General features: G+C 67.8%; 20 protein-coding genes and 1 pseudogene. 12 read left to right on the plus strand and 9 right to left on the minus strand.

Annotated elements, in window-relative coordinates:
• The first annotated feature begins 234 nt into the window (after nt 1-234).
• The 9 genes and pseudogenes from AC1RQC_RS00075 (at nt 235) to AC1RQC_RS00115 (ending at nt 10,856) form a co-directional block, all read left to right on the plus strand.
• Nucleotides 235-1,272 carry a LysR family transcriptional regulator gene (locus AC1RQC_RS00075; RefSeq protein ID WP_183036413.1) on the plus strand — a complete coding sequence of 346 codons (1,038 nt, stop codon included), beginning with the start codon at nt 235-237 and terminating at the stop codon, nt 1,270-1,272.
• A complete protein-coding gene (locus AC1RQC_RS00080; RefSeq protein ID WP_492882245.1) occupies nt 1,269-2,762 on the plus strand; it encodes an NAD(P)-binding domain-containing protein in 1,494 nt (497 codons plus the stop codon). Before AC1RQC_RS00075 ends, AC1RQC_RS00080 begins: the two co-directional genes overlap by 4 nt.
• Nucleotides 2,759-3,745: an ABC transporter permease gene (locus tag AC1RQC_RS00085; protein ID WP_492882246.1), complete on the plus strand. Its 987-nt coding sequence runs from the start codon at nt 2,759-2,761 to the stop codon at nt 3,743-3,745. Before AC1RQC_RS00080 ends, AC1RQC_RS00085 begins: the two co-directional genes overlap by 4 nt.
• Complete coding sequence (locus AC1RQC_RS00090; protein WP_492374838.1) at nt 3,742-4,683, plus strand: ABC transporter permease; 942 nt, start codon at nt 3,742-3,744, stop codon at nt 4,681-4,683. Before AC1RQC_RS00085 ends, AC1RQC_RS00090 begins: the two co-directional genes overlap by 4 nt.
• Nucleotides 4,680-5,690 carry an ABC transporter ATP-binding protein gene (locus tag AC1RQC_RS00095; protein WP_492882247.1) on the plus strand — a complete coding sequence of 337 codons (1,011 nt, stop codon included), beginning with the start codon at nt 4,680-4,682 and terminating at the stop codon, nt 5,688-5,690. The genes AC1RQC_RS00090 and AC1RQC_RS00095 overlap by 4 nt, the downstream gene beginning before the upstream one ends.
• Nucleotides 5,687-6,724: an ABC transporter ATP-binding protein gene (locus AC1RQC_RS00100; protein WP_492829950.1), complete on the plus strand. Its 1,038-nt coding sequence runs from the start codon at nt 5,687-5,689 to the stop codon at nt 6,722-6,724. The genes AC1RQC_RS00095 and AC1RQC_RS00100 overlap by 4 nt, the downstream gene beginning before the upstream one ends.
• An 81-nt stretch (nt 6,725-6,805) precedes the next feature.
• Nucleotides 6,806-8,380: an ABC transporter substrate-binding protein gene (locus tag AC1RQC_RS00105; protein WP_492374841.1), complete on the plus strand. Its 1,575-nt coding sequence runs from the start codon at nt 6,806-6,808 to the stop codon at nt 8,378-8,380.
• Nucleotides 8,381-8,391: 11 nt separating this feature from the next.
• Nucleotides 8,392-9,690: an acyl-CoA thioester hydrolase/BAAT C-terminal domain-containing protein gene (locus AC1RQC_RS00110; RefSeq protein ID WP_492882248.1), complete on the plus strand. Its 1,299-nt coding sequence runs from the start codon at nt 8,392-8,394 to the stop codon at nt 9,688-9,690.
• A gap of 45 nt (nt 9,691-9,735) precedes the next feature.
• Nucleotides 9,736-10,856, plus strand: a pseudogene (locus AC1RQC_RS00115) (CMD domain protein).
• Nucleotides 10,857-10,894: 38 nt separating this feature from the next.
• Here the strand turns inward: AC1RQC_RS00115 and AC1RQC_RS00120 are convergent.
• Nucleotides 10,895-11,269 carry a cupin domain-containing protein gene (locus tag AC1RQC_RS00120; RefSeq protein ID WP_492374843.1) on the minus strand — a complete coding sequence of 125 codons (375 nt, stop codon included), beginning with the start codon at nt 11,267-11,269 and terminating at the stop codon, nt 10,895-10,897.
• Nucleotides 11,270-11,303: 34 nt separating this feature from the next.
• Nucleotides 11,304-14,939, minus strand: a complete 3,636-nt coding sequence (locus AC1RQC_RS00125) for an FtsK/SpoIIIE family DNA translocase (protein ID WP_492882249.1) — start codon at nt 14,937-14,939, stop codon at nt 11,304-11,306.
• Between the two features lie 274 nt (nt 14,940-15,213).
• On the opposite strand from AC1RQC_RS00125, the gene AC1RQC_RS00130 reads away from it, so the two are divergent.
• Complete coding sequence (locus AC1RQC_RS00130; RefSeq protein ID WP_492374845.1) at nt 15,214-16,431, plus strand: EAL domain-containing response regulator; 1,218 nt, start codon at nt 15,214-15,216, stop codon at nt 16,429-16,431.
• 46 nt (nt 16,432-16,477) lie between these two features.
• Here AC1RQC_RS00130 and AC1RQC_RS00135 read toward each other — a convergent pair whose 3' ends face one another.
• Nucleotides 16,478-16,891: a DoxX family protein gene (locus AC1RQC_RS00135; protein WP_492374846.1), complete on the minus strand. Its 414-nt coding sequence runs from the start codon at nt 16,889-16,891 to the stop codon at nt 16,478-16,480.
• 145 nt (nt 16,892-17,036) lie between these two features.
• Nucleotides 17,037-17,993 (minus strand): LysR family transcriptional regulator, encoded by a 957-nt coding sequence (locus tag AC1RQC_RS00140; RefSeq protein WP_174426354.1) that lies wholly within the window; start codon nt 17,991-17,993, stop codon nt 17,037-17,039.
• A gap of 149 nt (nt 17,994-18,142) precedes the next feature.
• Here AC1RQC_RS00140 and AC1RQC_RS00145 point away from each other — a divergent pair, with 149 nt between their 5' ends.
• Together AC1RQC_RS00145 and egtB are read left to right on the plus strand one after the other, a co-directional pair.
• Nucleotides 18,143-18,745, plus strand: coding sequence for an FMN-dependent NADH-azoreductase (locus tag AC1RQC_RS00145; RefSeq protein ID WP_416048637.1), 603 nt, complete (start codon nt 18,143-18,145; stop codon nt 18,743-18,745).
• A 348-nt stretch (nt 18,746-19,093) separates the two neighbouring features.
• Nucleotides 19,094-20,383 carry an ergothioneine biosynthesis protein EgtB gene (gene egtB / locus AC1RQC_RS00150; protein WP_492374847.1) on the plus strand — a complete coding sequence of 430 codons (1,290 nt, stop codon included), beginning with the start codon at nt 19,094-19,096 and terminating at the stop codon, nt 20,381-20,383.
• A gap of 77 nt (nt 20,384-20,460) precedes the next feature.
• Here egtB and AC1RQC_RS00155 read toward each other — a convergent pair whose 3' ends face one another.
• The 5 genes from AC1RQC_RS00155 to AC1RQC_RS00175 all read right to left on the minus strand — a co-directional run bounded on the left by AC1RQC_RS00155 (nt 20,461) and on the right by AC1RQC_RS00175 (nt 24,173).
• Nucleotides 20,461-21,150 carry an ankyrin repeat domain-containing protein gene (locus tag AC1RQC_RS00155; protein WP_492812668.1) on the minus strand — a complete coding sequence of 230 codons (690 nt, stop codon included), beginning with the start codon at nt 21,148-21,150 and terminating at the stop codon, nt 20,461-20,463.
• A 1-nt stretch (nt 21,151) separates the two neighbouring features.
• Entirely contained in the window at nt 21,152-21,946 is a 795-nt protein-coding gene (locus tag AC1RQC_RS00160) for a TatD family hydrolase (protein ID WP_183036399.1), read from the minus strand.
• Between the two features lie 113 nt (nt 21,947-22,059).
• On the minus strand, nt 22,060-22,581 hold the full coding sequence (locus AC1RQC_RS00165; RefSeq protein ID WP_492812588.1) for a GNAT family N-acetyltransferase: 522 nt from the start codon (nt 22,579-22,581) through the stop codon (nt 22,060-22,062).
• A gap of 82 nt (nt 22,582-22,663) precedes the next feature.
• Entirely contained in the window at nt 22,664-23,101 is a 438-nt protein-coding gene (locus AC1RQC_RS00170) for a PilZ domain-containing protein (RefSeq protein ID WP_236701899.1), read from the minus strand.
• Between the two features lie 64 nt (nt 23,102-23,165).
• A complete protein-coding gene (locus AC1RQC_RS00175) occupies nt 23,166-24,173 on the minus strand; it encodes a DNA polymerase III subunit delta' (RefSeq protein ID WP_492374851.1) in 1,008 nt (335 codons plus the stop codon).
• Nucleotides 24,174-24,186: the final 13 nt, after the last annotated feature.

Genomic DNA, 24,186 nt, shown 5'->3' on the forward strand with positions numbered 1-24,186 from the left:
ACGGCGGGGGATTCCGGGTTGCAAGGTCAAATGAAGCGCTCTCCTGAGCATGGTGCGTGGCACGCGGACTGCTGGGCCGGTTCATCACATGATACGTGCATGGCCGCGACGGCGACGCCGGCGCGCACCCATTTTGTGCCGCATGAGCACATACGAAAATAGTATTTGCAATCCGAATGCTAGCGGGGCGAGAATCCACAAAACACATACATAGCATCAGCAACTCGGGCCCCCATGGAAATCCGGCAACTGGAAGCCTTCGCGGCAGTCATGACCAGCGGCAGCGTGACCGCCGCCGGGCGCCTGCTGGGGCGCTCCCAGCCGGCCATCACGCGCCTGATCCAGGAGCTGGAAAGCGAGATCGGCTTTGCCCTGTTCGCCCGCAGCGGGCCGCGCGTCAGCCCGACCGAGCGCGGCTTCCTGCTGTACGAGGACGTGGAGCACGCGCTGGTTGGCCTGCAGCAGATCCGCGCCCGCGCCGCCGAAATCGCCCGCGAGGAAAACCGCTCGCTGCAGATCGCGGCCACGCCGGCCCTGGCGGCTGGGTTATTGCCCCTGGCCCTGGCCGGCCACCAGCCGGACCATGCGACGGCCGGGTCGGCAAGCGGGGCAGCCCACGCCAGCCACATCCATATCAATAGCGCCTCCCCCGAAAAAGTCGTGCATTCGGTGCTGACCGGCGCGGCCGAGATCGGCCTGACCAGCCTGCCGCTGGAGCATCGCGGCGTCACCGTGCACTGGATCGGACAAGCTGCCTGCGTGGCTGCGGTGCGTGCCGACGATCCCCTGGCGGCGCTGGCTACGATTCCGCTGTCCGCCTGCAGCGGCCGGCGCATCGTCACCATGCAGAATCCCTACCGGCTGCGCCGCCGCCTGGACGAGGCGTTTGCCCGCGCCGGGGTGGAGCCGGCCGCGCTGATCGACACCAACTCCTCGCTCAATGCGCTCACCGCCGTGCGCGCCGGGCTGGGCATTGCCGTGCTGGAGCCAGTGACCGCGCGCGGCGTGCCGCTGGCCGATATCGTGGTGCGCCCGATCGATGCCGACATTCCCTTTTACTTTGGCGTGATCACCCCGCAGGCCAGGCCGGCCAGCGCGGCGGTGCTGGCGCTGATCGACACGCTGGCCGACGCGGCCCGCGCACTGCTGCCGGATTTCGCCCAACGCGGCCCGGAACAGCACGGCGCGCTGCTGCAAGCGCTGTATGGCGACGCCACCGCCACCGAGCCGGCCGCCGGCACGCCCTACGACACGGAACACACCGACCTATGAACTCGCCCGCTGACACCTTCCCGGCCGCCGCCAACGCCGCCGGCCTTGCCGCCCTGGAAGCGCGCCTGCGCCAGGACCTGTCCTGGCTGGAACTCCCGGCCAAAAGCTGGACCGTGGCGCGCACGCATGACGGCGAGCCGGTGCTGGACGTTGCCGTGATCGGCGGCGGCATGGCAGGCATGGCCGCGGCGGCTACGCTCAAGCACCTGGGCATCAACGCGCGCATCTTCGATCGTTCGCCGGAAGGCTTCGAAGGCCCTTGGGCCACCACCGCGCGCATGGAAACGCTGCGCTCGCCCAAGCAACTCACCGGCCCCGCGCTCGGCCTGCCCGCCCTGACCTTCCGCGCCTGGTTCGAGGCGCAGTTCGGCACCAACGCCTGGGAAGCGCTGGACAAGATCCCGCGCCTGCAATGGATGGATTACCTGCGCTGGTACCGCCGGGTGCTGGACCTGGATGTGCGCAACGAACATGTGGTCGAGCGTGTGGTGCCCCGCCCCGATGGCCTGGTGGCACTGGAAATCCGCTCGCCCGCCGGCGCGCTCAGCGTGCTGGCACGCCGCGTGGTGCTGGCCACCGGCCGCGACGGCCTGGGCGGCGCGCATGTGCCGCCCTTCGCGCAAGACCTGCCGCGCTCGCGCTGGGCGCACTCGAGCGATGTGTTCGACTACAACACCTTGCGTGGCAAGCGCGTGGGCGTGATTGGCGCCGGCGCGTCGGCCATGGACAGCGCCGCCACCGCGTTGGAAGCGGGCGCGGCCAGCGTCGACCTGCTGATCCGGCGCGCCGACATCCCGCGCGTCAACAAGGGCAAGGGCGCGGGCAACCCCGGCCTCACGCATGGCCACCCGAGCCTGCCGGATGACTGGAAATGGCGCATCCGCCACTACATCAACGCGCAGCAGGTGCCACCGCCGCGCGGCAGCACGCTGCGCGTCTCACGGCACGAGAACGCGCGCTTCAACCTGGCCTGCCCCATCGAGCGCATCGAACAGGCCGGCGACGCGCTGCTGGTGCACACGCCCAAGGGCGCGTTCGAGCTGGATTTCCTGATCTTCTCCACGGGCTTTCGCATCGCGCTGGAAACGCGCGAGGAGTTCGGTGCCTTCGCCCGCCATATCCGCTATTGGCGTGACCGCTACACGCCGGCCGCGGGCCAGGAAGACCAGGAGCTGTCGGACTCGCCGGACCTTGGCCCGGCCTTCGAATTCCTGGAGAAGACGACGCACGCATGCCCCGGCCTGTCGCGCATCCACTGCTTCTGCTATCCGGCGGCGCTGACGCACGGCACGGTATCGGGCGACATCCCCGCCATCAGCGACGGCGCCAGGCGCCTCGGCCAAGGCATCGCCGCGCTGCTTTACCAGGAAGACGTGGCGCTGCACTACGCCAATATGGAAGCCTTCGACGAGCCCGAGGTGTTCGGCGATGAGTGGGTCCCCGCCGGGCCACCCCCGGCGCTGCCCAGCGACGCGGCGAACGCATCATGAGCCGCTGGCCGATCCGATGGCTGGCCAGGCGGCTGGCGCAATCGCTGCTGGTAGTGCTAGCGATGACGGTGATCGTGTTCGCCGGCCTGCACGCGATCGGCAACCCGGTCGATATCCTGATCGGCCAGGACGTGGACCAGGTCGAGCGCGCGCGCATCATTGCCAGGCTAGGGCTGGACCAGCCACTCTGGCGCCAGTATCTCGCCTTCCTGCAAGGCGCCCTGCACGGCAACCTGGGCAACAGCTTTGTCTATAACGTGCCCGCCATCGAGCTGATCCTGCAGCGGCTGCCCGCCACGCTGGAGCTCGCCGTGGCGGCGCTGTTGCTGGCGGTGCTGGTGGGCGTGCCCTGCGGCCTCTTTGCCGGGCTGTATCCGGAGCATCCGGTCTCGCGCTTGCTGACGACCGGCAGCATCGTCGGCTTCTCGCTGCCGACCTTCTGGGTCGGGCTGATGCTGATCATGGCCTTCAGCGTGCGGCTGGGCTGGCTGCCCTCGGGCGGGCGCGGCGCCACCGCCGAGTGGCTGGGCGTGCCATGGTCGTGGCTGACCACCGACGGCCTGCGCCACCTGATCCTGCCGGCCATCAACCTGTCGCTGTTCAAGGTGTCGCTGGTGCTGCGGCTGACCCGCGCCGGCGTGCGCGAGGTGCTGCCGCAGGACTGGGTCAAGTTCGCGCGCGCCAAGGGCTTGTCGCCGATCCGCGTGGTGCTGGGCCATGTGCTGCGCAACACGATGATTCCGCTGGTCACCGTGCTGGGGCTGGAATTCGGCTCGACGATTGCGTTTGCGGTGGTGACCGAGAGCATCTTCGCCTGGCCCGGCGCCGGCAAACTGATCCTCGACAGCATCAACGCGCTCGACCGCCCGGTGATCGTTTCCTACCTGATCGTGGTGGTGTGCCTGTTTGTCACGCTGAACCTGATCGTGGACATTCTCTACAAGCTGCTCGACCCGCGCGTGCGGCTGGAGGCCGCCACATGAGCGCCATCGACAACCCCGCCACAGCCGCCTCAGCCGCTCCGGCGGCGCCCCAGGCGCTGCGCCGCGAATCGCCGTGGCGCCGCATGGCGGCGGATTTCTTCGTCTCGCGCACCGCCGTGTTTGGCCTGGTGCTGTTGGGGACCCTGGTGCTGGCCGCGGTCTTCGCCCCGCTGGTCACCCCGCAGAATCCGTATGACCTGCTCCAGCTCGACGTCATGGACGCGCGCCTCGCGCCCGGCACGCCGAGCGGCACCGGCACCTACAGCTACTGGCTCGGCACCGACGGCCAGGGGCGCGACATCTTCTCGGGCATCCTCTACGGCCTGCGCATCAGCCTGAGCGTGGGCGTGGGGTCCGCGCTGATCGCCGGCGTCATTGGCACCCTGCTCGGCCTGCTGGCCGCCTATGCCGGCGGCCGCGTGGACAGCATGATCATGCGCACCGTGGACCTGCTGCTGTCGTTCCCGTCGATCCTGGTCGCGATGATGATCCTGGCCTTCCTCGGCAAGGGCGTGACCAATGTGGTGCTCACGCTCGTGATCCTGGAGTGGGCCTACTACGCCCGCGCCGCGCGCGGCCAGGCGCTGGTGGAAAGCCGGCGCGAGTACGTGGAGGCGGCGCGCGGCCAGGGCATTTCCAACTGGCGCATCGTGGTGGGCCATATCTTGCCGAACTGCCTGCCGCCGCTGATCGTGATTGCCTCGCTGCAGGTGGCACGTGCCATCACGCTGGAGGCCACGCTGTCGTTCCTTGGCCTGGGCGTGCCGGTGACCGAGCCCTCGCTGGGCCTGCTGATTGCCAACGGCTACCAGTTCATGCTGTCCGACGAGTACTGGATCAGCTTCTTCCCCGGCATCGCGCTGCTGGTCACGGTGGTGGCCACCAACCTGGTGGGCGACCGCCTGCGCGACGTGCTCAACCCGAGGTTGCAGAAATGACGGCGCCGGACATCAACAACGCCGTGCCGACGCTGGAGGTCCGCCACCTGCGCACGCACTTTGAAACCCGCGCCGGCGTGCTGCCGGCAGTCGACGACGTCTCCTTCACGGTGCCGCGCGGGCGCATTCTCGGGCTGGTGGGCGAGTCCGGCTCCGGCAAATCGGTCACGGGGTTTTCCATCATGGGCCTGGTGGATCCGCCGGGACGCGTTATCGGCGGCGAGATCCTGTTCCAGGGACGCGAGCTGACCGGCATGCGGCCTGCGGAACTGCGCCAGTTACAGGGCAACCGCATCGCGATGATCTTCCAGGATCCGATGATGACACTCAACCCGGTGATGCGGGTGGACGCCCAGATGATCGAGGCGGTGCGCGCGCATAGCCCGGCGAGCCACAAGCAGGCGCGCGAACTGGCGCGCGACACGCTGGGCATGATGGGCATCCCCAGCCCGGAGGAGCGCCTGCGCGCCTATCCGCACCAGCTCTCCGGCGGCATGCGCCAGCGCGTGGCGATTGCCATCGCCATGCTGCACCGGCCCGACCTGATCATTGCCGACGAGCCCACCACCGCGCTGGACGTCACCATCCAGGCGCAGATCCTGTCCGAGGTGCAGAAGCTGGCGCGCCAGCATGGCACCGCGCTGATCTGGATCACGCACGACCTGTCCGTGGTGGCCGGGCTGGCCGATGAGGTCGCCGTGATGTACGCCGGGCGCATCGTCGAGCAAGGGCCGGTCGATGCCGTGCTGGACCATCCACTGCACCCCTACACCGCCGGCCTGATCGGCAGCTTGCCCAGCCTGAACAAGCGCGGCCAGCGGCTGCGCCAGATTCCCGGCATGACGCCCAACCTGCTGACGATGCCGCCCGGCTGCGCCTTCGCGGCGCGCTGCCCGCGCGTCTCCGAGGCGTGCGCGCAGGCGCCCGCCATCACCTCGCCGCAGGCCCTGCGCCAGGTGCGCTGCTTCCATCCGGGCCAACCGGCCATTGCCGCGGAGTTCGCATGAAGCCGACTGAACACGCTGCCGGCGAGCAGCCGCAATCGCCCGCCCTGATCGATGCCCGCGATCTCGCCAAGCGCTTTGGTGAGCAGCACCCCGGCCGCATTGGCCGCGCGCTGCAGCGCATGGGCTGGTCGGTACCCGCGCCGGTCACGCACGCCGTGGACGGCGTAGACCTGCAGATCCGCCGTGGCGAAGTGGTCGGCCTGGTCGGCGAATCCGGCTGCGGCAAGTCCACGCTTGGCCGCATGGTGGCCGGCCTGCTGCAACCCTCGGCGGGGGAAATCCGGGTGGACGGCCAGAGCATCGAGGGCCTGGACGCCAGCGCCCGCCGCGCACTGCGGCTTAAGATCCAGATGGTGTTCCAGGATCCGTACGCCAGCCTCAACCCGCGCCTGCGCGTGGACCGCATCGTCGGAGAAGGCGCGCGCCTGCACGGCCTGGTGGATGCGGCCGGCTTCGACGACTATGTCAGTGCCCAACTGGAGCGCGCCGGGCTGGACCCGGCCCTGCGCCAGCGCTACCCGCATCAGTTCAGCGGCGGGCAGCGCCAGCGCATCGGCATTGCACGCGCGCTGGCGGTGCAGCCGGAACTGCTGGTGTGCGACGAAGCGGTGGCCGCGCTGGACGTGTCGATCCAGGCGCAGGTGCTCAACCTGTTCATGGACCTGCGCGAACAGCTTGGCCTGACCTATCTCTTTATCAGCCATGACCTTGGCGTGGTCGAGCATGTATCGGACCGCGTGGTCATCATGTACCTGGGCCGCGTGGTGGAGAGCGCGCCGACGGAAGAAATCTTCCGGCAGCCCAACCACCCGTACACACAGGCGCTGCTGGCGGAAATCCCGCGCCTGGACTCGCGCCACAAGACCTTCACCGCCATCAAAGGCGAGATCCCCAGCCCGCTGGCGCCGCCACCGGGCTGCCACTTCCATCCGCGCTGCCCGCATGCCATGGCGCGCTGCCGGACCGAGGTGCCGCGCCTGCGCGGCATCGCCGTGAACCATCTCAGCGCCTGCCACCTGAACGAGGCTGGCTAACGGTTGGCCATCCGTTGGCTAACTGTTGGCCAATGTGCGCCACACCTATCAACCCTTCTCACGCCCCGAGGAAACCTGCTCATGAAACGCCTGCTGTCCCTCTCGATCAGCGCCACCGTTGCCGCCATGCTCTGCGCCGGCGCGGCCTCCGCGCAGTCCCTGTCGATCGCTTTTGCCGATCCGCTTTCGTCGCTGGACCCGCAGCTCAACAACCATGCCGGCGACCGCTCCGTCGACCTGCATTTCTGGGACCTGCTGATCGAGAACAAGGACAACAAGCTGCAGCCGGGGCTGGCCCTGTCGTGGAAAGCGCTGGACGACAAGACCTGGGAGTTCAAGCTGCGCCGCGATGTGAAGTGGCAGGACGGCAAGCCCTTCGGCGCGGAGGACGTGATCTTCTCCTACCAGCGCGCGCGCAATGTGCCGGGCAGCGTGGCGTCGTACGCGGGCTACCTGCGCACCATCGAGTCGATGAATGCCAAGGATCCGTACACCCTGGTCATCAAGACCAATATCCCGAACCCGGATCTGCCCCTGAACCTGGCCTCGATCCACATCGTCAGCAAGCACGTCGGCGAAAAGTCCAGCACCGAGGACTACAACAGCGGCCGCGCCGTGGTCGGCACCGGCCCGTACAAGTTCATCTCCTATACGCCGGGCGATCGCGTGATGATGGCGCGCAATGATGGCTACTGGGGCGGCAAGCCGGCCTGGCAGCAGGTCAGCTACCGCTACATCAACAACGGGCCGGCGCGCACCGCCGCGCTGTTGTCCGGCGACGTCGATGTGATCGACAAAGTCTCGGTGTCGGACCTGGCCAAGCTCAAGCAATCGCCCAACATCAGCGTGTTTCCCTATGCCGGCCTGCGCGTGATGCTGCTGCAGCCGAGCTTCAAGCCCGGCCCCAATCCGTACATCACTGACAACGCCGGCAAGCCGCTGGACAAGAACCCGCTGCTGGATGTACGTGTGCGCCGCGCCCTATCGCTCGCCATCAACCGGCAGGCGGTGGTGGGCCGCATCCTGCAGAACACCGCCAGCGTGGCCAACCAGTGGATGCCGAAAAACACCTTCGGCTACAACCCGGAGGTCAAGGACATCCCCTTTGATCCGGAGCAGGCCAAGAAGCTGCTGGCCGAGGCCGGGTTCAAGGATGGTTTCAAGCTGACCATCCACGCGCCCAACGACCGCTACCCGCAAGGCCCGGAGACCGCGCAGGCGGTTGCCCAGTTCTGGACTCGCATCGGCGTCAAGACCCAGGTGGAAGTGGTGCCCTGGTCGGTCTACTCCGGCCGCGCCAACAAGAACGAGTACGCGCTCAGCATGCTGGCCTGGGGCAACGGCACCGGCGAGGCCAGCTATGCGCTGGTCAACGTGCTGGCCACCGTGGATGCCAAGAAGGGCCTGGGCGCCTCCAACTGGGGCCACTACAGCAACCCGGCCGTGGACAAGGCCCTGGATGAATCCACCGCCGAGTTCGATGTGCCCAAGCGCGAGGCCATCCTGCGCCGCTCGGTCAAGCTGGTGTCGGACGATGTGGGCGTACTGCCGCTCTACCACTACCAGAACATCTGGGCCGCCAGGAAGGGCCTGAAGGTGGCGCCGATGACCAGCGACCGCACCGCGGCGATGATGGTCACGCGCGACGGCAAGTAAGGCGGGCGAACATGGCACAGCTTCATATCACCCCAGCCGACGACCTGATCGACGTCGCGCGGCGGATTTCCGTGTCGGGACTGCGTCCCGGTGAAACCATTGCCATCGCCACGCGCACGCTGCGCGGCCGGGAGCTTGCCTGGGCCAGCGAAGCCACGTTCGCGGCGGACGCCGCCGGCACCGTGGACCTGGAGCGCGACGCGCCGCTGTCGGGCAGCTACTCGGGCGTGAGCCCCATGGGCTTGCTGTGGTCCCAGCGCCCGGTCGATAGCGACAGCCGCGAGCAGTTCCATGCTGACGCCACCCGGCCGCTCGTGACCGAGATCACGGTGCGGGCCGATGGCGCGCAAGCACACGGCGAACTGGTGCAGCGCCTGGCTGCTGCCGGCGTGACCCGCCGGGAAGTGCGCGAGGACGGGCTGGTCGGCACGCTTTACCTGCCCGCGGGCCCCGGCCCGCATCCGGCGGTGATGGTGCTCAACGGCTCTGGCGGCGGCATCAACGAACCGCGCGCCGCGCTCTACGCCTCGCGCGGGTATGCCGCGCTGGCATTGGCATACTTCAAGGCGCCGGGGCTATCGGACTACATCTCCAACACGCCGCTGGAATACTTCGAGCGCGGCCTGCACTGGATCCGCGAGCACGTCCGGCCTGCGCGCGACTTCATCGCGCTGTCGGGCCAGTCGCGCGGCGGTGAGCTTGTGCTGCTGCTGGGCGCAACCTTCCCCGAGCTGGTCTCGGCTGTGATCGGCTACGTGCCCGGCGCGGTGGTGCACAGCGCGCAGAACGCCGCCGATCCCGCCATCGGCCGCGAAGGCCCCGCCTGGCTGCACCACGGCAAGCCGCTGCCGCATGTGTGGGAGAACAACCGCACGGCAAGCTGGGCGCCCTTTGACGAAGGCCCGGCGCCTCATCGGCATGAACGCGCCATCCTGACCGCGCTGCAAGACCCCGAAGCGGTGGCGCGCGCCCGCATCCGCGTGGAGGCGATCCGCGGGCCGGTGATGCTGCTGTCGGGCACCGACGATGGCTCCTGGCCTTCCAGCCTGTATGCGCGCATGGTGGCGGACAAGCTGGCCGAGGTGGGGCATGCGCACGACGTCAAGCACCTTGATTTCGAGCAAGCCGGCCACGCCATCCTCTTCCCGTATGTGCCGACCACGCAGATGGTCTATGCACATCCGGTATCCAGACGCATCAGCACCACGGGCGGCACAGCGGCGGCCAATGCCGTGGCGGACGAGCAATCGTGGATCGGCGTGCGCGATTTCCTGGCGCGCGCCGTGGCGCGCCACGCTGGCCAAGCCTGATTTGCCGAACAACAAAATCACTGAGTCAAGACCGAGAACCCCATCATGACCCAAGCCAATCCTGCCACCGCCGACGTGGTGGACAACGTTGCCGGCCTCGCCGCCGGCTCGGCCACCCACGCATTGCGCCATCAGCGTGAGAAGGTCGCCGCCGCCACGCAAGGCAGCTATGACGCACTGTTCGATCCCGCCCTTCCCGGCCTGCCGCTATCCGAGCGTCTGCTGGTGGCGCTGTACGCCGCGCGCCTTACGCCCGCGCCGGAACTGGTTGCGCATTACAGCGCGCGCCTGGCGCAAGCCGGCGCCGATGCCGACCTGGTCACCGTGGCCGGGCAAGGCAATCCGGATTCGCTGGCCGATCCGCGCCTGCGTGCCATCCTCGCCTTCACCCGCACGCTGATCGAGAACCCGGTAGCGGGCGACGAAGCTGCCCTCAAGGCCCTGCCCGCCGCCGGCCTGGCCACGCCCGAGGTGGTGACGCTGGCGCAGCTGATCGCCTTCCTGTCCTACCAGGTGCGCCTGGTAGCCGGCCTGAAGGCCCTGAACACCCTGCAATCCCAGGAGGCTGCAGCATGAGCGCACCCATCAAGGCAAACGGCTTCACCAACGAGGTGCTCGACTGGAAAGCCTGGCTGGACGTGGTCCAGGTGGACCAGGCCACGCCAGAGCAGATCGCGGTGCTGGAAGAAAGCCATCCCAAGGCCAAGGTATCCGACTACTACCTGTTCCTGGTGCATCAGCCCGAAATCCTGCGCCAGCGCTCCACCGCCTTCAACGCCATCATGTACGCCCCCGGCGGCATGGCGCGCGCCGAGCGCGAGCTGGCCAGCACGGTGGTGTCGCGCATCAACGGCTGCGTGTACTGCGCGTCGGTGCATGCCCAGCGCTTCGAGCAACTGGCCAAGCGCAACGATGTGATCACGCAAGTGTTCGAGGACCCGCATACGGCGGGCACCACCGCGCGCGAGCAGGCGATCTCGAAATTCTCGATCGCGCTGACCGAGCAGCCGGATGCGGTGAATGCCGACACCTTGCGCGCGCTGCGCGAGGTGGGCGTGAGCGATGCCGAGATCCTCGACCTGATCCACTCGATCGCCATCTTTGCGTGGGCGAACCGGTTGATGCTGAACCTTGGGGAGCCGGTGTTTCCGGTTGAAGGGGGCTGAGGTAGTGTTAAGCGCTGCCGGCTTCGGCTCGCTTGACGTTAGCCTTCAATCTGGCTTGGCGCACTGCAATGCACCGCCAGCCAGACCGTAGGCTGTTGCGCATCCGTCCACGCCACGCGATGCCGGCAATGCGCCGGCAGATGCAGGTAGTCGCCGGGCGCGAGCGTGCGCGGCTCGGCCTCGCCATCCAGGTGCAGGCCTGCGCTGCCGCTCACAAGCAGCACCCACTCGTCCTGCGCGCTGTCGTACCAGAAGCCCTTTGGGCTGGCCTGGCCGTTCGAGACGATGCGCTCGATCTTCAGGCCGGGCCGCTCCAGCAGGGCTTCGAAGCGCTCGGCAGTCCGGTCGACCGGCACCTGCGCCAGCAGGTTGCCCTGTGGCACGGGCGGCGGGTTGCCCTTGGCATCCATCATCGTCTCCGGTTGGGCGGCACGCCTGCCGCCAACGTCAATCGCCCGGGCCCGGGGCAAGCACGTCGCGCGCGCCGTTGCGGCCCATCGGCGAGACCAGTCCCGCCACTTCCATCTGCTCGATCAGGCGCGCCGCACGGTTGTAGCCAATGCGCAACTGGCGCTGCACGGCGGAAATCGAGGCCCGCCGGCTGGTGAGCACGAAGGAGGCCGCTTCGTCGTATAGCGGGTCGGCCTCCACATCGCCACCACCTTCACCGAACAGGTCCGACGCCGCGGCCTCGGCAGGATCGCCCGCGAGGATGGCCTCGTCGTAGTCGGGCTCGCCGAACTGCTTCCAGTGCTCCACCACGCGGTGCACTTCGTCATCGGCCACAAAGGCGCCGTGCACGCGTTGCGGATAGCCGGTGCCCGGTGGCAGGAACAGCATGTCGCCCTGTCCCAGCAGGCTCTCGGCGCCCATCTGGTCAAGGATGGTGCGCGAGTCGATCTTGGACGAGACCTGGAAAGCCACCCGGGTCGGGATATTGGCCTTGATCAGGCCGGTGATCACATCCACCGACGGGCGCTGCGTGGCCAGGATCAGGTGGATGCCGGCGGCGCGGGCCTTCTGCGCCAGCCGCGCGATCAGTTCTTCGATCTTCTTGCCGGCCACCATCATCAGGTCGGCCAGCTCATCGATCACCACCACGATGAACGGCAGCGTGCGCAGCGGCTCGGGCGCATCGGGCGTCAGCGAGAACGGATTGGGCACGTGCTCGCCCGCGGCCTCGGCGGCGCGGATCTTCTGGTTGAAGCCGGCCAGGTTGCGCACGCCCAGCGCCGACATCAGGCGGTAGCGCTTTTCCATTTCGCCCACGCACCAGTTGAGCGCGTGCGCGGCCTGCTTCATGTCGGTCACCACCGGCGACAGCAGGTGCGGGATGCCTTCGTAGACCGACAGCTCCAGCATCTTGGGGTCGATCATGATCAGGCGCACATCGTCCGGCGTGGCCTTGTACAGCAAGGACAGGATCATGGCGTTGACCGCCACGGACTTGCCCGAGCCGGTGGTGCCGGCCACCAGCAGGTGCGGCGCGCGCGCGAGATCGGTCACCACCGGGTTGCCGGTGATGTCCTTGCCCATGGCCAGCACCAGATGCGAGTTATGCGCGAGGAACGATGAGGCCGCCACGATCTCGGACAGGCGGATCATCTGGCGCCGCGCGTTCGGCAGCTCCAGCCCCATGCAGGTCTTGCCGGGAATGGTCTCGACCACGCGGATCGAGGTCACGCCCAGCGCCCGCGCCAGGTCCTTCATCAGGCCGACCACCTGCGCACCGCGCACGCCCATGGCGGGATCCACCTCGAAGCGCGTGATGACCGGGCCGGCCGAGGCGCCAACCACCGACACCGGCACCTTGAACTCCGCCAGGCGCTGCGCGATCAGGTTGCCGGTTTCCTGCAACTGCTCTTCGGTCACCTGCTGGATGTCCGCCGTGGCGGTTTCCAGCAGGCCCAGGTCCGGCAAACGGTAGTCCGAAATACGGGGCGGCGGCGGCGTGACGGCAATGACTTGCGACGCCGGCACGGCACCGGCTGCGGGTGCCGCGGATACGGCGAATGCGGCGGGTGCGGCGGGTGCGGCGGCGGCTACCGGCGCATCGAGCGCCACCACCTTGCCGACCACGGCCGGAAGCACGATGCGCGGCTTGGGCGCCGGCGGCGTGGCTGGCAGTGCTTCGGGCAGCGGAACCGGCGCTTCTTCTATCTCAGGCGCGCGGCTGGCAGCGCTAACCTCGCTGCGGTGCTCGACCAGCAGGTTGGCATCGAGAACGCCTTCGGCGATCTCTTCCTTGGCGTCTTCAGGTTCGGCTTCAGGTTCGGGGCCGCCTGCGGGCCTCAGGTCAGCTTCGGCATCCTGAACGAACAGGATATTTGCGGCTTGTGCTTCTACTTCTGGCTCCGCTTCCGGCTCTGCTTGGGCCCGCGCAGCCGGCTCGGCGGCGCCTTCCGGCTCCTGAAGCATCGCCCGTTCGTCCACCTCAGGCGCCAGGACAACCTCTGGCAAGGCAACCGCCTCGGGCTCGGCCAGGACAGCCACTTCGGTATCCATGGCGGACGGCTCGGCAACGACTTCGTCGCTGGCTTCGGCTGCTGCTTCGGCCACTGCTTCGGCTGTTGCTTCGGCCGGGCTTTCGATCGAGGCTTCAGCCACGACCGGCGCTGCTACCTCGCTTACGGCACCGGTGACAACATCGGAGCCTGCCTCGGCGACAACAGCGGCGACCGCAGGAGCGGCTTCCGGCTCCGGCTGCGCGTCGGCCACCGGAGCCGCAGGCCGCGTCGACTTCCAGGCGCTGGCCAGTGCGCTCAGCTCCGCCATCAGCGCCTCGGCTTCCAGGCGGAGCGCATCCAGCGTCACGGAGGGTGTCGCGCCTTCGCCGGCGGATTCCGCACGCGGCTGCGCAATCTGCTGGGCGTCAACGGATGCAGCGGCGGGAATGGCCATGTCCTCGGTGGACAGCACCGCCATAGGCTGCGGCTCGGCGGGCGCCACAGCGGGGACGGCCTCGGCCTCCAGCACTTCCGTTTCCTGCGCCTGGCCGGACAGCGCTTCAGGCTCTGCCGGCCCCGCTGGCACGGTGGCAACCTGTTCGCTTCGGTGCTTGCGCGCATCGTCGTCCTGCCCGACCGGCACGACAACCGGCCGCACCGCGGCAGCTGTCGTCCCACTCTTTGCAGCAGCGGGCTGGGCGGGTTGCGCATCGGGTCGCACATTGGCTTGCGGCAGTGTCGTGATGGCCGAGCGTGCGCTCATCTGCGGCTGGCGCACCGGGCTGCTGGCCACGGTCGCGCGTGCAGCCGCAGCCGGGGCAGGGCTGGCTGCGCGGGCCTGCACTGCCGCCGCGGCACTAGCAGCAGCAGCCGCCGCCGCCGCGACAGATGCCGCGCGCGCGGTTGCCGGGCTAGTGGCTTGCGGCTGGCTGGGGGTGCGCAGCGGCGCCGGCCTGGCGGGCGCCTTGGCTACAGGCGGTGGCGATGCGGGTGCAGGGGCCTCCGGCTTGGCGGCGCCCGGCGGCCCGGCCTGCTGCAGCCAGATCTCGCCCGGCTGCGGCGGCGAGTTGCGGGTGCGCGCCGGCGGCTGCCAGACTGGCTGGCGCCGCGCCGATACGGCTTCGATGCCCTTGTGGCGCGGCACATAGTCGGTCGAGCCCGGCACCGCGGTGTGCGTGGCGCCGAGGTGAGTGGTCTCCCAACTGTCCGGCTCGCGCGCGGCGCGGGCGGGCGGGCGCTGGGGCGCCAGTTCGGCCTCGTCCGGCTCCGGCAAGCTGGGCTTGCGCAGGAACAGGCTGCGCCAGGTTTCGCCGAACACCATCGGCGCGGCCAGGGCCAGCACGCCCAGCATCAGCAGCAGGCTGACGCTCCAGCCGAGCATGCCGGAAACCAGGGTGCCCAGCGCGCGCCCGGCGCTGCCACCCGACGTGCTGCCTGCCATGCCGCCCTCGCCCGCCGCGCCTGTCAGCGCTTCGAGCGAAGCGCTTGCGCACAGCACGATCAACGTGCCAAGCCATACGCGCAGCGTGCCGCGCCCACTGAAAAACCGGCGCTCGCCGGCGAGCAGGCGCGCCACCTGGCGCCACACCAGCGGCACAAGCCACAAGGTCGAAAATCCGAACCAGCCAAAACCCATTATCGAAACGCCATCATCAAATACCTCGGGCGACGATTGTAGCGGGTCTGGGCGCGGCGTTTCCGCCCAAGATGGCACTCGCAACGGAATATCGCCTGCTTTCCGGCGTCTGGCCCCCTCCCCCGCCGCGCGAACCCTGTACGCCGACGTCGGCATCCACCGGCGCAAAGGCGCGCCCACCGTGCGGCATGTGCGCTACTATGGACGAAGCCTGCCTCGAATCCACTGCCCGTTCTCACCGGCCGATTTCCATCGACCTAATCCCGAGCCAACCATGCAGACGCGCTACGCCGGACTGTCCGCCCTGGTGGTCGATGACCACCCGTTCCAGTTGCTGGCGGCGGAACAGCTGCTGACCCAGCTGGGTGTCAGCGACGTGCATTGCGCCGCGGACGGCCGCATTGCACTGGACCTGCTTGCCGCGCGCAAGGTCGACCTCGTGCTCTGCGATATCGAGATGCCAGGACTCAACGGGCCCGGCATGATGGACGAGCTGACCCGGCGCAAGGACCACGCCTTCGCCGGCGCCCAGCCCCTGTGGGTATGGGTGTCCGCGCTGCAGGACGACATCATCGATTCCCATGTGAGCCTGGCCGATTCGGTTGGGCTCGCCCACGTGCGCGCGGTGCGCAAACCGATCTCGGCGGTGGTGCTGGAAGAAATCCTGCAGGATGCGCTGGAGCGCGACCTCACCGCCGAAGCCCCGGCGGCGACCCCAAGCCAGCCGGATGACCGCGAGCTGCTGGCCGCGGTGCGCACGCCCGGCGCCATCTTCATCATGCTGCAACCGCAGTTCAGGATCAGCACCGGCGCGCTGGCCGGCGCGGAAGCGCTTTGCCGCTGGCGCCATCCGGCCATGGGCCTGATCCGGCCCGACCTCTTCATCCCAAGGCTCGAGGCGCTGGGCGAGGCCGATGCCATCTTCCAGCTGGCGGGACAGCAATGCCTGTCGGTGCAGCGCCAGTTGCTGGCGCGCGGCGTGCGCATCCCGCTGAGCATCAATGCATCCGCGCAGACGCTGTGCCGGCCCGGCGTGCTCGACGCCTTCGACGCCATGGTGGAAGCCAGCGGCATGCCGCGCCAGTTGCTGAACATCGAATTGACCGAGGGCTACCCGGTCTGCGACACCCGTGCCCTGTCGATCGCGCTGAACCGCCTGCGCTTGCTAGGCTACGGCGTGGCCATCGACGATTTCGGGATCGGCATTGCCACCCTCAAGCTGCTGGCGGACCTGCCCTTCACCCAGATCAAGCTCGACCGCTCGTTCGTGGTGGCGGTGCCCGGCAACAGCCAGCGCGCGGCGATCTGCCGCAACGTCATCAACCTCGCGCGCGACCTCAAGCTGGAATGCGTGGCCGAGGGCATCGAGACCCCCGCGCAGCGCGACGCGCTGCAAGCCCTGGGCTGCGACCTTGGCCAGGGCTACCTGTGGTCCCCCGCGCTGCCGCCCGACATGTTCGTGGCCGAAACGCTGGGCCGCTGGACACCCTGAGGACGCCCTCAGGACGCCCTCAGGACGCCCCCGAGCGGCAGCTACGCTAGTTCCACTTGCCGTTGACGCCGCCCACGCTCAGGCGCCCCGCGCCCAGCAGCGCGACCGCGATGGCGCTACCCAGGAACATCGCCTGCAATTCCAGCGCCCAGCCACCGGTGTCGGCCAGCATGCCTAGCTGCTTCATATGGACGAGGCTCACTGCCACCAGCATGTTCACGACGACGATCAGCGCGGCGACCCGGGCCCACAATCCAAGGATCAGCAGCACCGGCGCCACCACTTCCCCGATATAGACACCGTAGGCCAGCACCACGGGCAGGCCGGCCTGCGTCACCACCTGCGTCACGAACCCCGGCCCGGCAATAAGCTTGGAGATCCCGTGCAGCAGGACCAGCACGCCGAGCACAATGCGCAGTACCGCCTTGCCCAGGTCCTGCGATGGCTGAGAACCACTCATGGTCGTCACTCCTTGTCCGGATCAGAAAATGAAAGCACGAATGAGCCGCCCGCAGCCGAAGCGCCTTTGGCTCCACGCGCGGCACGCATATTCACCTTAGTGCGCCGCGCGGTGAAGGTAAAGGCACAAGTTGCGCGGACGCGTCTCAGATCTGGCCGACGGGCCGGTGCATGCCAGGCTGGCGCGGCGGCTGCATGCCCGCCTTGCAGGCCGTCTCGGGCAGGATGTCGGCAAGGAAATCCAGGAAGCGCCGCAGCGCCGGCGGCATGCCCTTGCGCGAGGGGAAGACCGCGTGCAACGTCCCGACCGGCATGATCCACTGCGGCAGCAGCACCTCCAGTTCCCCGCTCTCGATGGCATCGCGGCAGAACATGCGCGGCAGCATCGCCACGCCGATGCCCGCGATGGCGGCCGCGCGCAGCAGGGCGAATTCGTCGGTGACAAGGCGCGGATCGTACGGCACGTGGATCGACTGCCCGGTATTGCAGGTCAGCGTCCAGACATGCTTGCCGTCGTGCGGCTTCTGGTTGACGCCCGGCATGCCGTCCAGCGCCTCGGGCGTGCGCGGGCGGCCGATGCTGTCCAGCAGCGCCGGGCTGGCTACCAGCATGAGCGGGCTCTCGCCATAGGTGCGCACCACCAGCGACGAGTCGTCCATCACCTCGCGCACCCGCAGCGCCAGGTCGAAGCCTTCGGCAATCACGTCCACGCGGCGATTGGTGGCTTCCAGTTCGATGCGCACGCCGGGATTGGCCTGCATGAAATGCCCGATGGCGGGCGCCAGCAGGCTCTGGGCAATTGCCACGGGGCAGCTCACGCGCAAGGTGCCGCCGGGCTGGTCGCGAGCCTGCTCGATCACTTCGCGCGCCGCTTCGGCCTCGGCCAGCATGGCGCGGCAGCGCTCGTAGTAGGCCTCGCCGATGGGCGTCACGCGCACCTGCCGGGTGGTCCGGCGCAACAATTGCACCCCCAGGTCGCGCTCCAGCTGGGCAATGCGCCGGCTGAGCCGGGACTTCGGCACGCCGCTGGCACGGCTCGCGGCCGAAAAACTGCCGTGCTGGACCACCTGGGCAAACAGGGAAAGATCATTCAGGTCTTGCATGGATCATCCTTGGCGGTAGGAGCGAGCCAGGGTAGCAGCCCGCCTGCGTTCTGCGCCTGGAACAATAAGTTCTATTTTGCCCCACTACCGGCATCAATAGCAGACCGCTATCTTTCATTCATCCAACCCGAACCCCAGTGGAGATGAACATGAAGATCTTGCAAATCGACTCGAGCGTACTTGGCGGCCATTCCGCTTCCCGCAGCCTGACCGCCAAGGTGGTCGCCGACCTGCGCGCCAAGCACCCCGAAGCCACCCTGACCGTGCGCGACCTGGACCAGGACGCGCCGGCGCACCTGTCCGGCGCGCTGCTGCCCGTGCTGGGCGGCCCGAAGGACGGCCTCAACGCCGTGCAGGAAAGCGAGCTGCAACGCACCGAAGCCTTCCTCAAGGAATTCCTCGAAGCCGACGTGCTGGTCGTCGGTGTGCCGCAATATAACTTCGGCATCCCCAGCCAGCTCAAGTCCTGGATCGACCGCATCGCCCAGGCTGGCCGCACCTTCAAGTACACCGAGACCGGCCCGGTCGGCCTGGCCGGCGGCAAGCGCGTGATCGTGGTGTCGTCGCGCGGCGGCGTGCGCCAGGACGCCAACGCCCTGGACCTGCATGAGCAGACCGTGGACGTGGTGTTCCGCTTCCTGGGCCTCACCGACATCACGTACGTGCGCGCCCACGGCCTGGCAATGGGCCCCGAAGCCCGCGAAGCCAGCCTGGTCGCCGCCAACGGCGCCGTGGCAGCCCTGGCAGCCTGATCCCGGCACGGCGGCCTCGCGCCGCCCAGTCCAGCGTCGAGCGCAAAACGCCCGCCCGCAGTCATGCCGGCGGGCGTTTTGCATTCCTGCGTTTCAGCCCGCGCACCTTGCAGCGCCGCGCCCAGCCACGGATTTTCGCAGGCGCGAGCCGGCTATGCCCATTGCGCGATCGGGTCTATGATGGTTCCGAACGCCTGAGCGGTTTCGGTGCATGTCCATCCAGGGGGAAGCCCGCGCGGCCTTGTTGTGCAGGCCTGGGTCGGAACCTGTCCGCAATCCACACGCCACGGCCAGCCGCCGCCCAAAGCGGCATCCGCGGCAGATGCATAGTCCGATCCGGGAGCCCGCATGTCCTCTGCCCTGCTGCCTGCCAGCGCCGTGCATCCTCCGCACGAGCCAGCCCTGCTGTCCCAGTACCGCCACGTGCGCGCGGCTACCGAAGCCATGGTCGCCGACCTGACCGACGCCGACGCCACGGTACAGTCCATGGACGACGCCAGCCCCGCCAAATGGCACCTGGCGCATACCACCTGGTTCTTCGAGGAATTCGTGCTGACGGCGCGTATCCCGGACTACGAGCCGGTCGATCCGCAGTATCGCTACCTGTTCAACTCCTATTACGAATCCGTCGGCGCCCGCCACCCGAGGCCACGCCGCGGCCTGCTGTCGCGGCCGTCGCTCGACGAGATCCTGGCTTACCGCGAGGCGGTCGACGAAACCATGCTCGGGCTGCTGACCAGCGCGCAAACCGATGCCGAGGCGGCGCTGATCGAGCTTGGCCTGAACCACGAGCAACAGCACCAGGAACTGCTGCTGACCGACATCCTGCATCTGTTCGCGCAAAACCCACTGAAGCCGGCCTTCGCGCCGGAGCTGCTGGCGCCCGTGATCGCCGATCCGCGCCCGGCGGCGGAATGGATCCGCTTTGCCGGTGGCGTGGTCGCCATCGGCCATGACCGCGACGGCTTTGCCTTCGATTGCGAAGGCCCGCGGCACAACGTGCTCCTGCAGCCTTACCAGTTGTGCTCGCACCCGGTCAGCAACCACCAGTGGTTTGAATTTATCGAGGATGGCGCCTACCGGACTGCCGGACTGTGGCTGTCGGATGGATGGCGCTGGGTGTGCGAACACGGCATCGAGGCACCGCTGTACTGGGAGGAGCGCGAAGGCACCTGGTGGCAAATGAGCCTGCGCGGCATGCAGCCGGTGGATCCGGATAGCCCGGTCACGCATATCAGCTTCTACGAGGCCGATGCCTTTGCCCGCTGGGCCGAGCGCCGCCTGCCGACCGAGGCGGAATGGGAGCACGCCGTGCGCAACCTGCCGGCTACCGGGAATTTTGTCGAGGGACGCGTGCTGCGGCCGCTGCCCGATCGCCAGAATACCTCCGGCGTGCTGCGGCAGATGTTCGGCGACGTGTGGGAATGGACTGCCAGCCCCTTCCAGCCCTACCCGGGCTTCCGGCCTAGCGCCGGCGCGGTGGGGGAATACAACGGCAAATTCATGTGCAGCCAGATGGTGCTGCGCGGCGGTTCCTGCGTCACGCCGGAGTCGCATATCCGCGCCAGCTACCGCAACTTTTTCTACCCGCACCAGCGCTGGCAGTTCACCGGCGTGCGCCTGGCCGACGACGCCTGAACACCTGAACGCTCGATCGCCTGAGCAGTAACCAGGCAAAAACGCGCCGGGTTTTGGCCCGGCGCGTTTTCACTAAGTCAGTTCCAGCCCTTTTGCGGAGGCTGCGCGCTTAATGGCGTCTGCGGATACAGCTTCTGCCAGCGCGACTTCAGCCCCTGCGCGATCTCCTTCTGGTGATAGCGCTCGGCAAAATCGATCACGGTCATGCCCTGCTGGTTCTTCAGGCGCATGTCGGCACCTTCGTCCAGCAGCAACTTGACCGTCTCGATATGCCCGCCGCGCGCCGCCATCATCAGCGGCGTGCTGCCATTGGGGCTCTCCGCGTCGATATAGGCGGCGTGGTCGACCAGGAACTTGACGATCTCGTTGTTGCCGTTGGTCGCGGCGTAATGCAGCGGCGTCCACCCGGTCTTGTTGATCTCGACCTCCATCTGGTCGACCATCAGCTTGACCAGGTCCAGTTCGTTCTGCAGGCTGGCCATCATCAGCGGTGTCTCACCGGCCGCATTGGTCTTGTCGAAATCGATGTCCTTGGCGCGGATCAGCGCCTCCGCCACCTTCAGCGACTTCTCGCGCAATGCCACCACCAGCATGGGATTGCCCTTGGCATCCACCAGGTTGGGGTCGACTCCGCGCGCCAGCATCTTCTGGGCGGCCTTGACGTCATCGAACTCCACCGCATGGCGCATATCGTCCACAGGCGCGGCCCAGGCCACGGCGCCCACCAGCATGGCCGCAACGGCGGCGAGGCGTCGGACAGTAATCATGTTAAGCATGAGATTTCCTATCTATATGCTTGAAAAGACGGAAGAAATTATCCGACGTATGTTCCGCGAGCGCCTCAACCGGCATGCCACGCAGGTTGGCGATGAACTCACCCACATGGCGCACCCATGCGGGCTGGTTGGTCTTGCCGCGGTACGGCACGGGTGCCAGGTACGGCGAATCGGTCTCGATCAGCATGCGGTCCAGCGGGATCTTGCGCGCCGTTTCCTGCAACTCCACCGCATTCTTGAAGGTGACGATGCCGGAGAACGAGATGTGGAAGCCCTCGTCCAGCGATTGCCGGGCGACCTCCCAGTTCTCGGTGAAGCAATGCATCACCCCGCCGGCTTCGCCCGCGCTTTCCTCGCGCATCACGCGCAAGGTGTCTTCGGCGGACGAACGGGTATGGATGATCAGGGGCTTGCCGGTTTGCCGCGCGGCGCGGATATGGGTGCGGAAACGCTCCCGCTGCCATTCCATGTCCGCGATGCTGCGGCCTTCCAGCCGGTAGTAATCGAGCCCGGTCTCGCCGGTACCGACCACCCGCGGATGCGCCGACAGCGTCAGCAGGCGCTCCAGCGTGGGCTCCTCGCCCTCCTCATAGTCGGGATGCACCCCGACGGTGGCGTACAGGTGCGGATGCTGCTCGGCGAGCGCCAGCACGCGCGGAAAATCTTCCAGCGTGACCGAAATGCACAGGGCATGCGATACCTGGTTGGCGCGCATGTTCTCCAGCAATTCGGGCAGGCGCGCGGCCAGGTCGGGGAAATCTAGATGACAGTGGGAATCGACAAACATTGGGGCGGTTTCCGGATAGAGACGCCGCCGCGGGCGGCGCCACCCGCCATTGTATCCGGTCGTGCCAGCGAGCCAGCGTGCCCGGTGCCTGGCGGCGCTTGGCTGGCGAGCTCCTACTCGGCCGGCTTGGTCAGATGCCGGCCGAGGATGATCAGGTCGCGCTCGACCCCATCGAGCACAGCCACGCGCGGCAGGTTGCCCCAGCGCTCGAAGCCCAGCGAGGCGAACAGGGCCAGGCTGGGCGCGTTATGGCCAAAGATGAAGCCCAGCAGCGTATTGACCCCGATCAGCGGCGCATGCGCGATAGCCTGCTGCAGCAGGTAGCGCCCCAGGCCCTGCCCGCGGCGGGTGGCATCCAGGTAGATCGAGACTTCGGCGGTGGCGCCGTAGGCCGGGCGTCCATAAAAGTCGGAAAAACTGAGCCACCCGGCCATGCGCCCTTCACCGTCCTCGGCCACCCACAGCGGACGCCGCTCCGGCTGATGCTCATCGAACCAGGCCTGGCGCGATTCCACCGCCACGGGCTCGGTGTCCGCCGTGACCATGCGTGAAGCGACGGTGCTGTTGTAGATGGCGACGATGCTGGCCAGGTCGCGCTGCAGCGCGGGCCGCACGGTAAAGGCGGAATCACTCATTGTTGAATTTCTTCTCGGACGGGCCAGAAAATTTGGCAAAAATCAACCATATCAAATACTTAAACCACAAATCTGAAGTCAGTTATAACGTCTGACTGGGCCGACCGGACTCAATGGTCTTGCCCAGGATCTCTTCCACCGCGCGGCGCAGGTTGCGGCCGTTGTCGTCATCCGGCAGGTGAATCCCGATGCCAGGCGTCTTGTTGGGCGTGCCGACCGGGGTAATCCATGCCACGTGGCCGGCAATCTGGTACTTCTGCGGCCGGTCCACCAGCGAAAGCACCAGGAAGACCTGCTCGCCCAGCCGGAAGGGCCGGTTGCTCGGGACAAAGATGCCGCCGCGGTGCAGGAACGGCATGTAGGCCGCATAGAGGCCCGCCTGGTCCTTGATCGACAGCGAAAGCACGTTGGGCCGGGAAGCGGCACCCGGGACGGTCGGCGCCCCGATACCGCCGGCGGCGGCCAAGCCTGCGGCTCCGGGAACGCTGGCGCCCCGTGCCCCTGTCACCTCTGTATTCATGACTGACCCCTTGTTACTGACTGTTGGCCTTCAGGCCATATTGGATTTGTTCAACGTCTTGGGCTTACTGAAACAACTGCCGGTATTCCAGAAACACGGCCTCCATCACCAGCCGAGCCGCCAGCGGATGGTTCTCGCTGCGGCGATGGCCCACCAGCCGCGTGGAGAACGCCTGCAACCGGTGCGCATCGGTTGCCTGTGCGCAACGCGCCAGGGCTGCCTGCTCGCGCGGAAAATAACGCGGCCCTGGCGTTGCGGCCAAGCGGGCCGACAGCAGATCGTACGTCCAGCGCTGCAGGATGCCAAGCACCGACGGCACCGGCAGCTTCTGCACCTGCTCGGCCGCCGCCAGCGCATCGAAGCCAGCGCCTGCGCCAAGCTGGCTCACCAGCCAGCGCTGCATCGGCTGCTCCTCAGCCTCGGCGGCATGCAGCGCGGTCAGCGGGGAGCCACCGGCCAGCGCCAGCTGCGCCTCGGCGTCTCCCACGCCCTGGCTGCTCAGCCAGCTCATGGCCGCATCGGCCGTGGGCCGTTGCACGGAAAACTGGCGGCAGCGCGACAGGATGGTGGGCAGCACACGATCCAGCCGGTCGGTCACCAGCAGGAACACGGTGGACGGCGGCGGCTCCTCCAGCGTCTTGAGCAAGGCGTTGGCGCCCTCATGCTGCAAGGCGTCGAGCGGATACACCACCACCAGGCGCAAGCCGGCGCGGTGCGTGCCGATGCCGACCGTTTCGATCAGGGCTCGCACCTGCTCCATGCGGATGACCTTGCTGGGCGCCTTCTTCTTGCCGCTTTCATCCGTCTGCGCGTCGTCCGTCGCCTCCATGGCCTCCGGGCGCACCACGCTGAAGTCCGGGTGGTTGCCCTGGCTGAACCAGTGGCAGGCCGAGCATGTGCCGCAAGGCTGCCCGTCGGGGCGCGGCGTCTCGCACAGCAGTCCCTGGGCAAAATGCAGCGCCAGGTCGCGCTTGCCGATGCCTTGCTGGCCGTGAATGAGCAAGGCATGCGGGAGCCGCTCGCGCAGCGCGTTCAGCCGTTGCCAGTCTTCTTTCTGCCAGGGATAAAGCATGCGGATCAGTGAG

The organism is Cupriavidus sp. GW822-FHT03E04 (genome assembly GCF_058801495.1).

What these genes read in the sequence shown, in the direction of transcription:
- AC1RQC_RS00100 (WP_492829950.1), top strand. Translation starts at nt 5,687, where the DNA reads ATGAAGCCGACTGAACACGCTGCCGGCGAGCAGCCGCAATCGCCCGCC.
- AC1RQC_RS00175 (WP_492374851.1), bottom strand. Translation starts at nt 24,173, where the DNA reads ATGCTTTATCCCTGGCAGAAAGAAGACTGGCAACGGCTGAACGCGCTG.
- AC1RQC_RS00090 (WP_492374838.1), top strand. Translation starts at nt 3,742, where the DNA reads ATGAGCGCCATCGACAACCCCGCCACAGCCGCCTCAGCCGCTCCGGCG.
- AC1RQC_RS00085 (WP_492882246.1), top strand. Translation starts at nt 2,759, where the DNA reads ATGAGCCGCTGGCCGATCCGATGGCTGGCCAGGCGGCTGGCGCAATCG.
- AC1RQC_RS00075 (WP_183036413.1), top strand. Translation starts at nt 235, where the DNA reads ATGGAAATCCGGCAACTGGAAGCCTTCGCGGCAGTCATGACCAGCGGC.
- AC1RQC_RS00125 (WP_492882249.1), bottom strand. Translation starts at nt 14,939, where the DNA reads ATGGGTTTTGGCTGGTTCGGATTTTCGACCTTGTGGCTTGTGCCGCTG.
- AC1RQC_RS00145 (WP_416048637.1), top strand. Translation starts at nt 18,143, where the DNA reads ATGAAGATCTTGCAAATCGACTCGAGCGTACTTGGCGGCCATTCCGCT.
- AC1RQC_RS00110 (WP_492882248.1), top strand. Translation starts at nt 8,392, where the DNA reads ATGGCACAGCTTCATATCACCCCAGCCGACGACCTGATCGACGTCGCG.
- AC1RQC_RS00165 (WP_492812588.1), bottom strand. Translation starts at nt 22,581, where the DNA reads ATGAGTGATTCCGCCTTTACCGTGCGGCCCGCGCTGCAGCGCGACCTG.
- AC1RQC_RS00135 (WP_492374846.1), bottom strand. Translation starts at nt 16,891, where the DNA reads ATGAGTGGTTCTCAGCCATCGCAGGACCTGGGCAAGGCGGTACTGCGC.
- AC1RQC_RS00160 (WP_183036399.1), bottom strand. Translation starts at nt 21,946, where the DNA reads ATGTTTGTCGATTCCCACTGTCATCTAGATTTCCCCGACCTGGCCGCG.
- AC1RQC_RS00140 (WP_174426354.1), bottom strand. Translation starts at nt 17,993, where the DNA reads ATGCAAGACCTGAATGATCTTTCCCTGTTTGCCCAGGTGGTCCAGCAC.
- AC1RQC_RS00155 (WP_492812668.1), bottom strand. Translation starts at nt 21,150, where the DNA reads ATGATTACTGTCCGACGCCTCGCCGCCGTTGCGGCCATGCTGGTGGGC.
- egtB (WP_492374847.1), top strand. Translation starts at nt 19,094, where the DNA reads ATGTCCTCTGCCCTGCTGCCTGCCAGCGCCGTGCATCCTCCGCACGAG.
- AC1RQC_RS00120 (WP_492374843.1), bottom strand. Translation starts at nt 11,269, where the DNA reads ATGATGGATGCCAAGGGCAACCCGCCGCCCGTGCCACAGGGCAACCTG.
- AC1RQC_RS00130 (WP_492374845.1), top strand. Translation starts at nt 15,214, where the DNA reads ATGCAGACGCGCTACGCCGGACTGTCCGCCCTGGTGGTCGATGACCAC.
- AC1RQC_RS00170 (WP_236701899.1), bottom strand. Translation starts at nt 23,101, where the DNA reads ATGAATACAGAGGTGACAGGGGCACGGGGCGCCAGCGTTCCCGGAGCC.
- AC1RQC_RS00095 (WP_492882247.1), top strand. Translation starts at nt 4,680, where the DNA reads ATGACGGCGCCGGACATCAACAACGCCGTGCCGACGCTGGAGGTCCGC.
- AC1RQC_RS00105 (WP_492374841.1), top strand. Translation starts at nt 6,806, where the DNA reads ATGAAACGCCTGCTGTCCCTCTCGATCAGCGCCACCGTTGCCGCCATG.
- AC1RQC_RS00080 (WP_492882245.1), top strand. Translation starts at nt 1,269, where the DNA reads ATGAACTCGCCCGCTGACACCTTCCCGGCCGCCGCCAACGCCGCCGGC.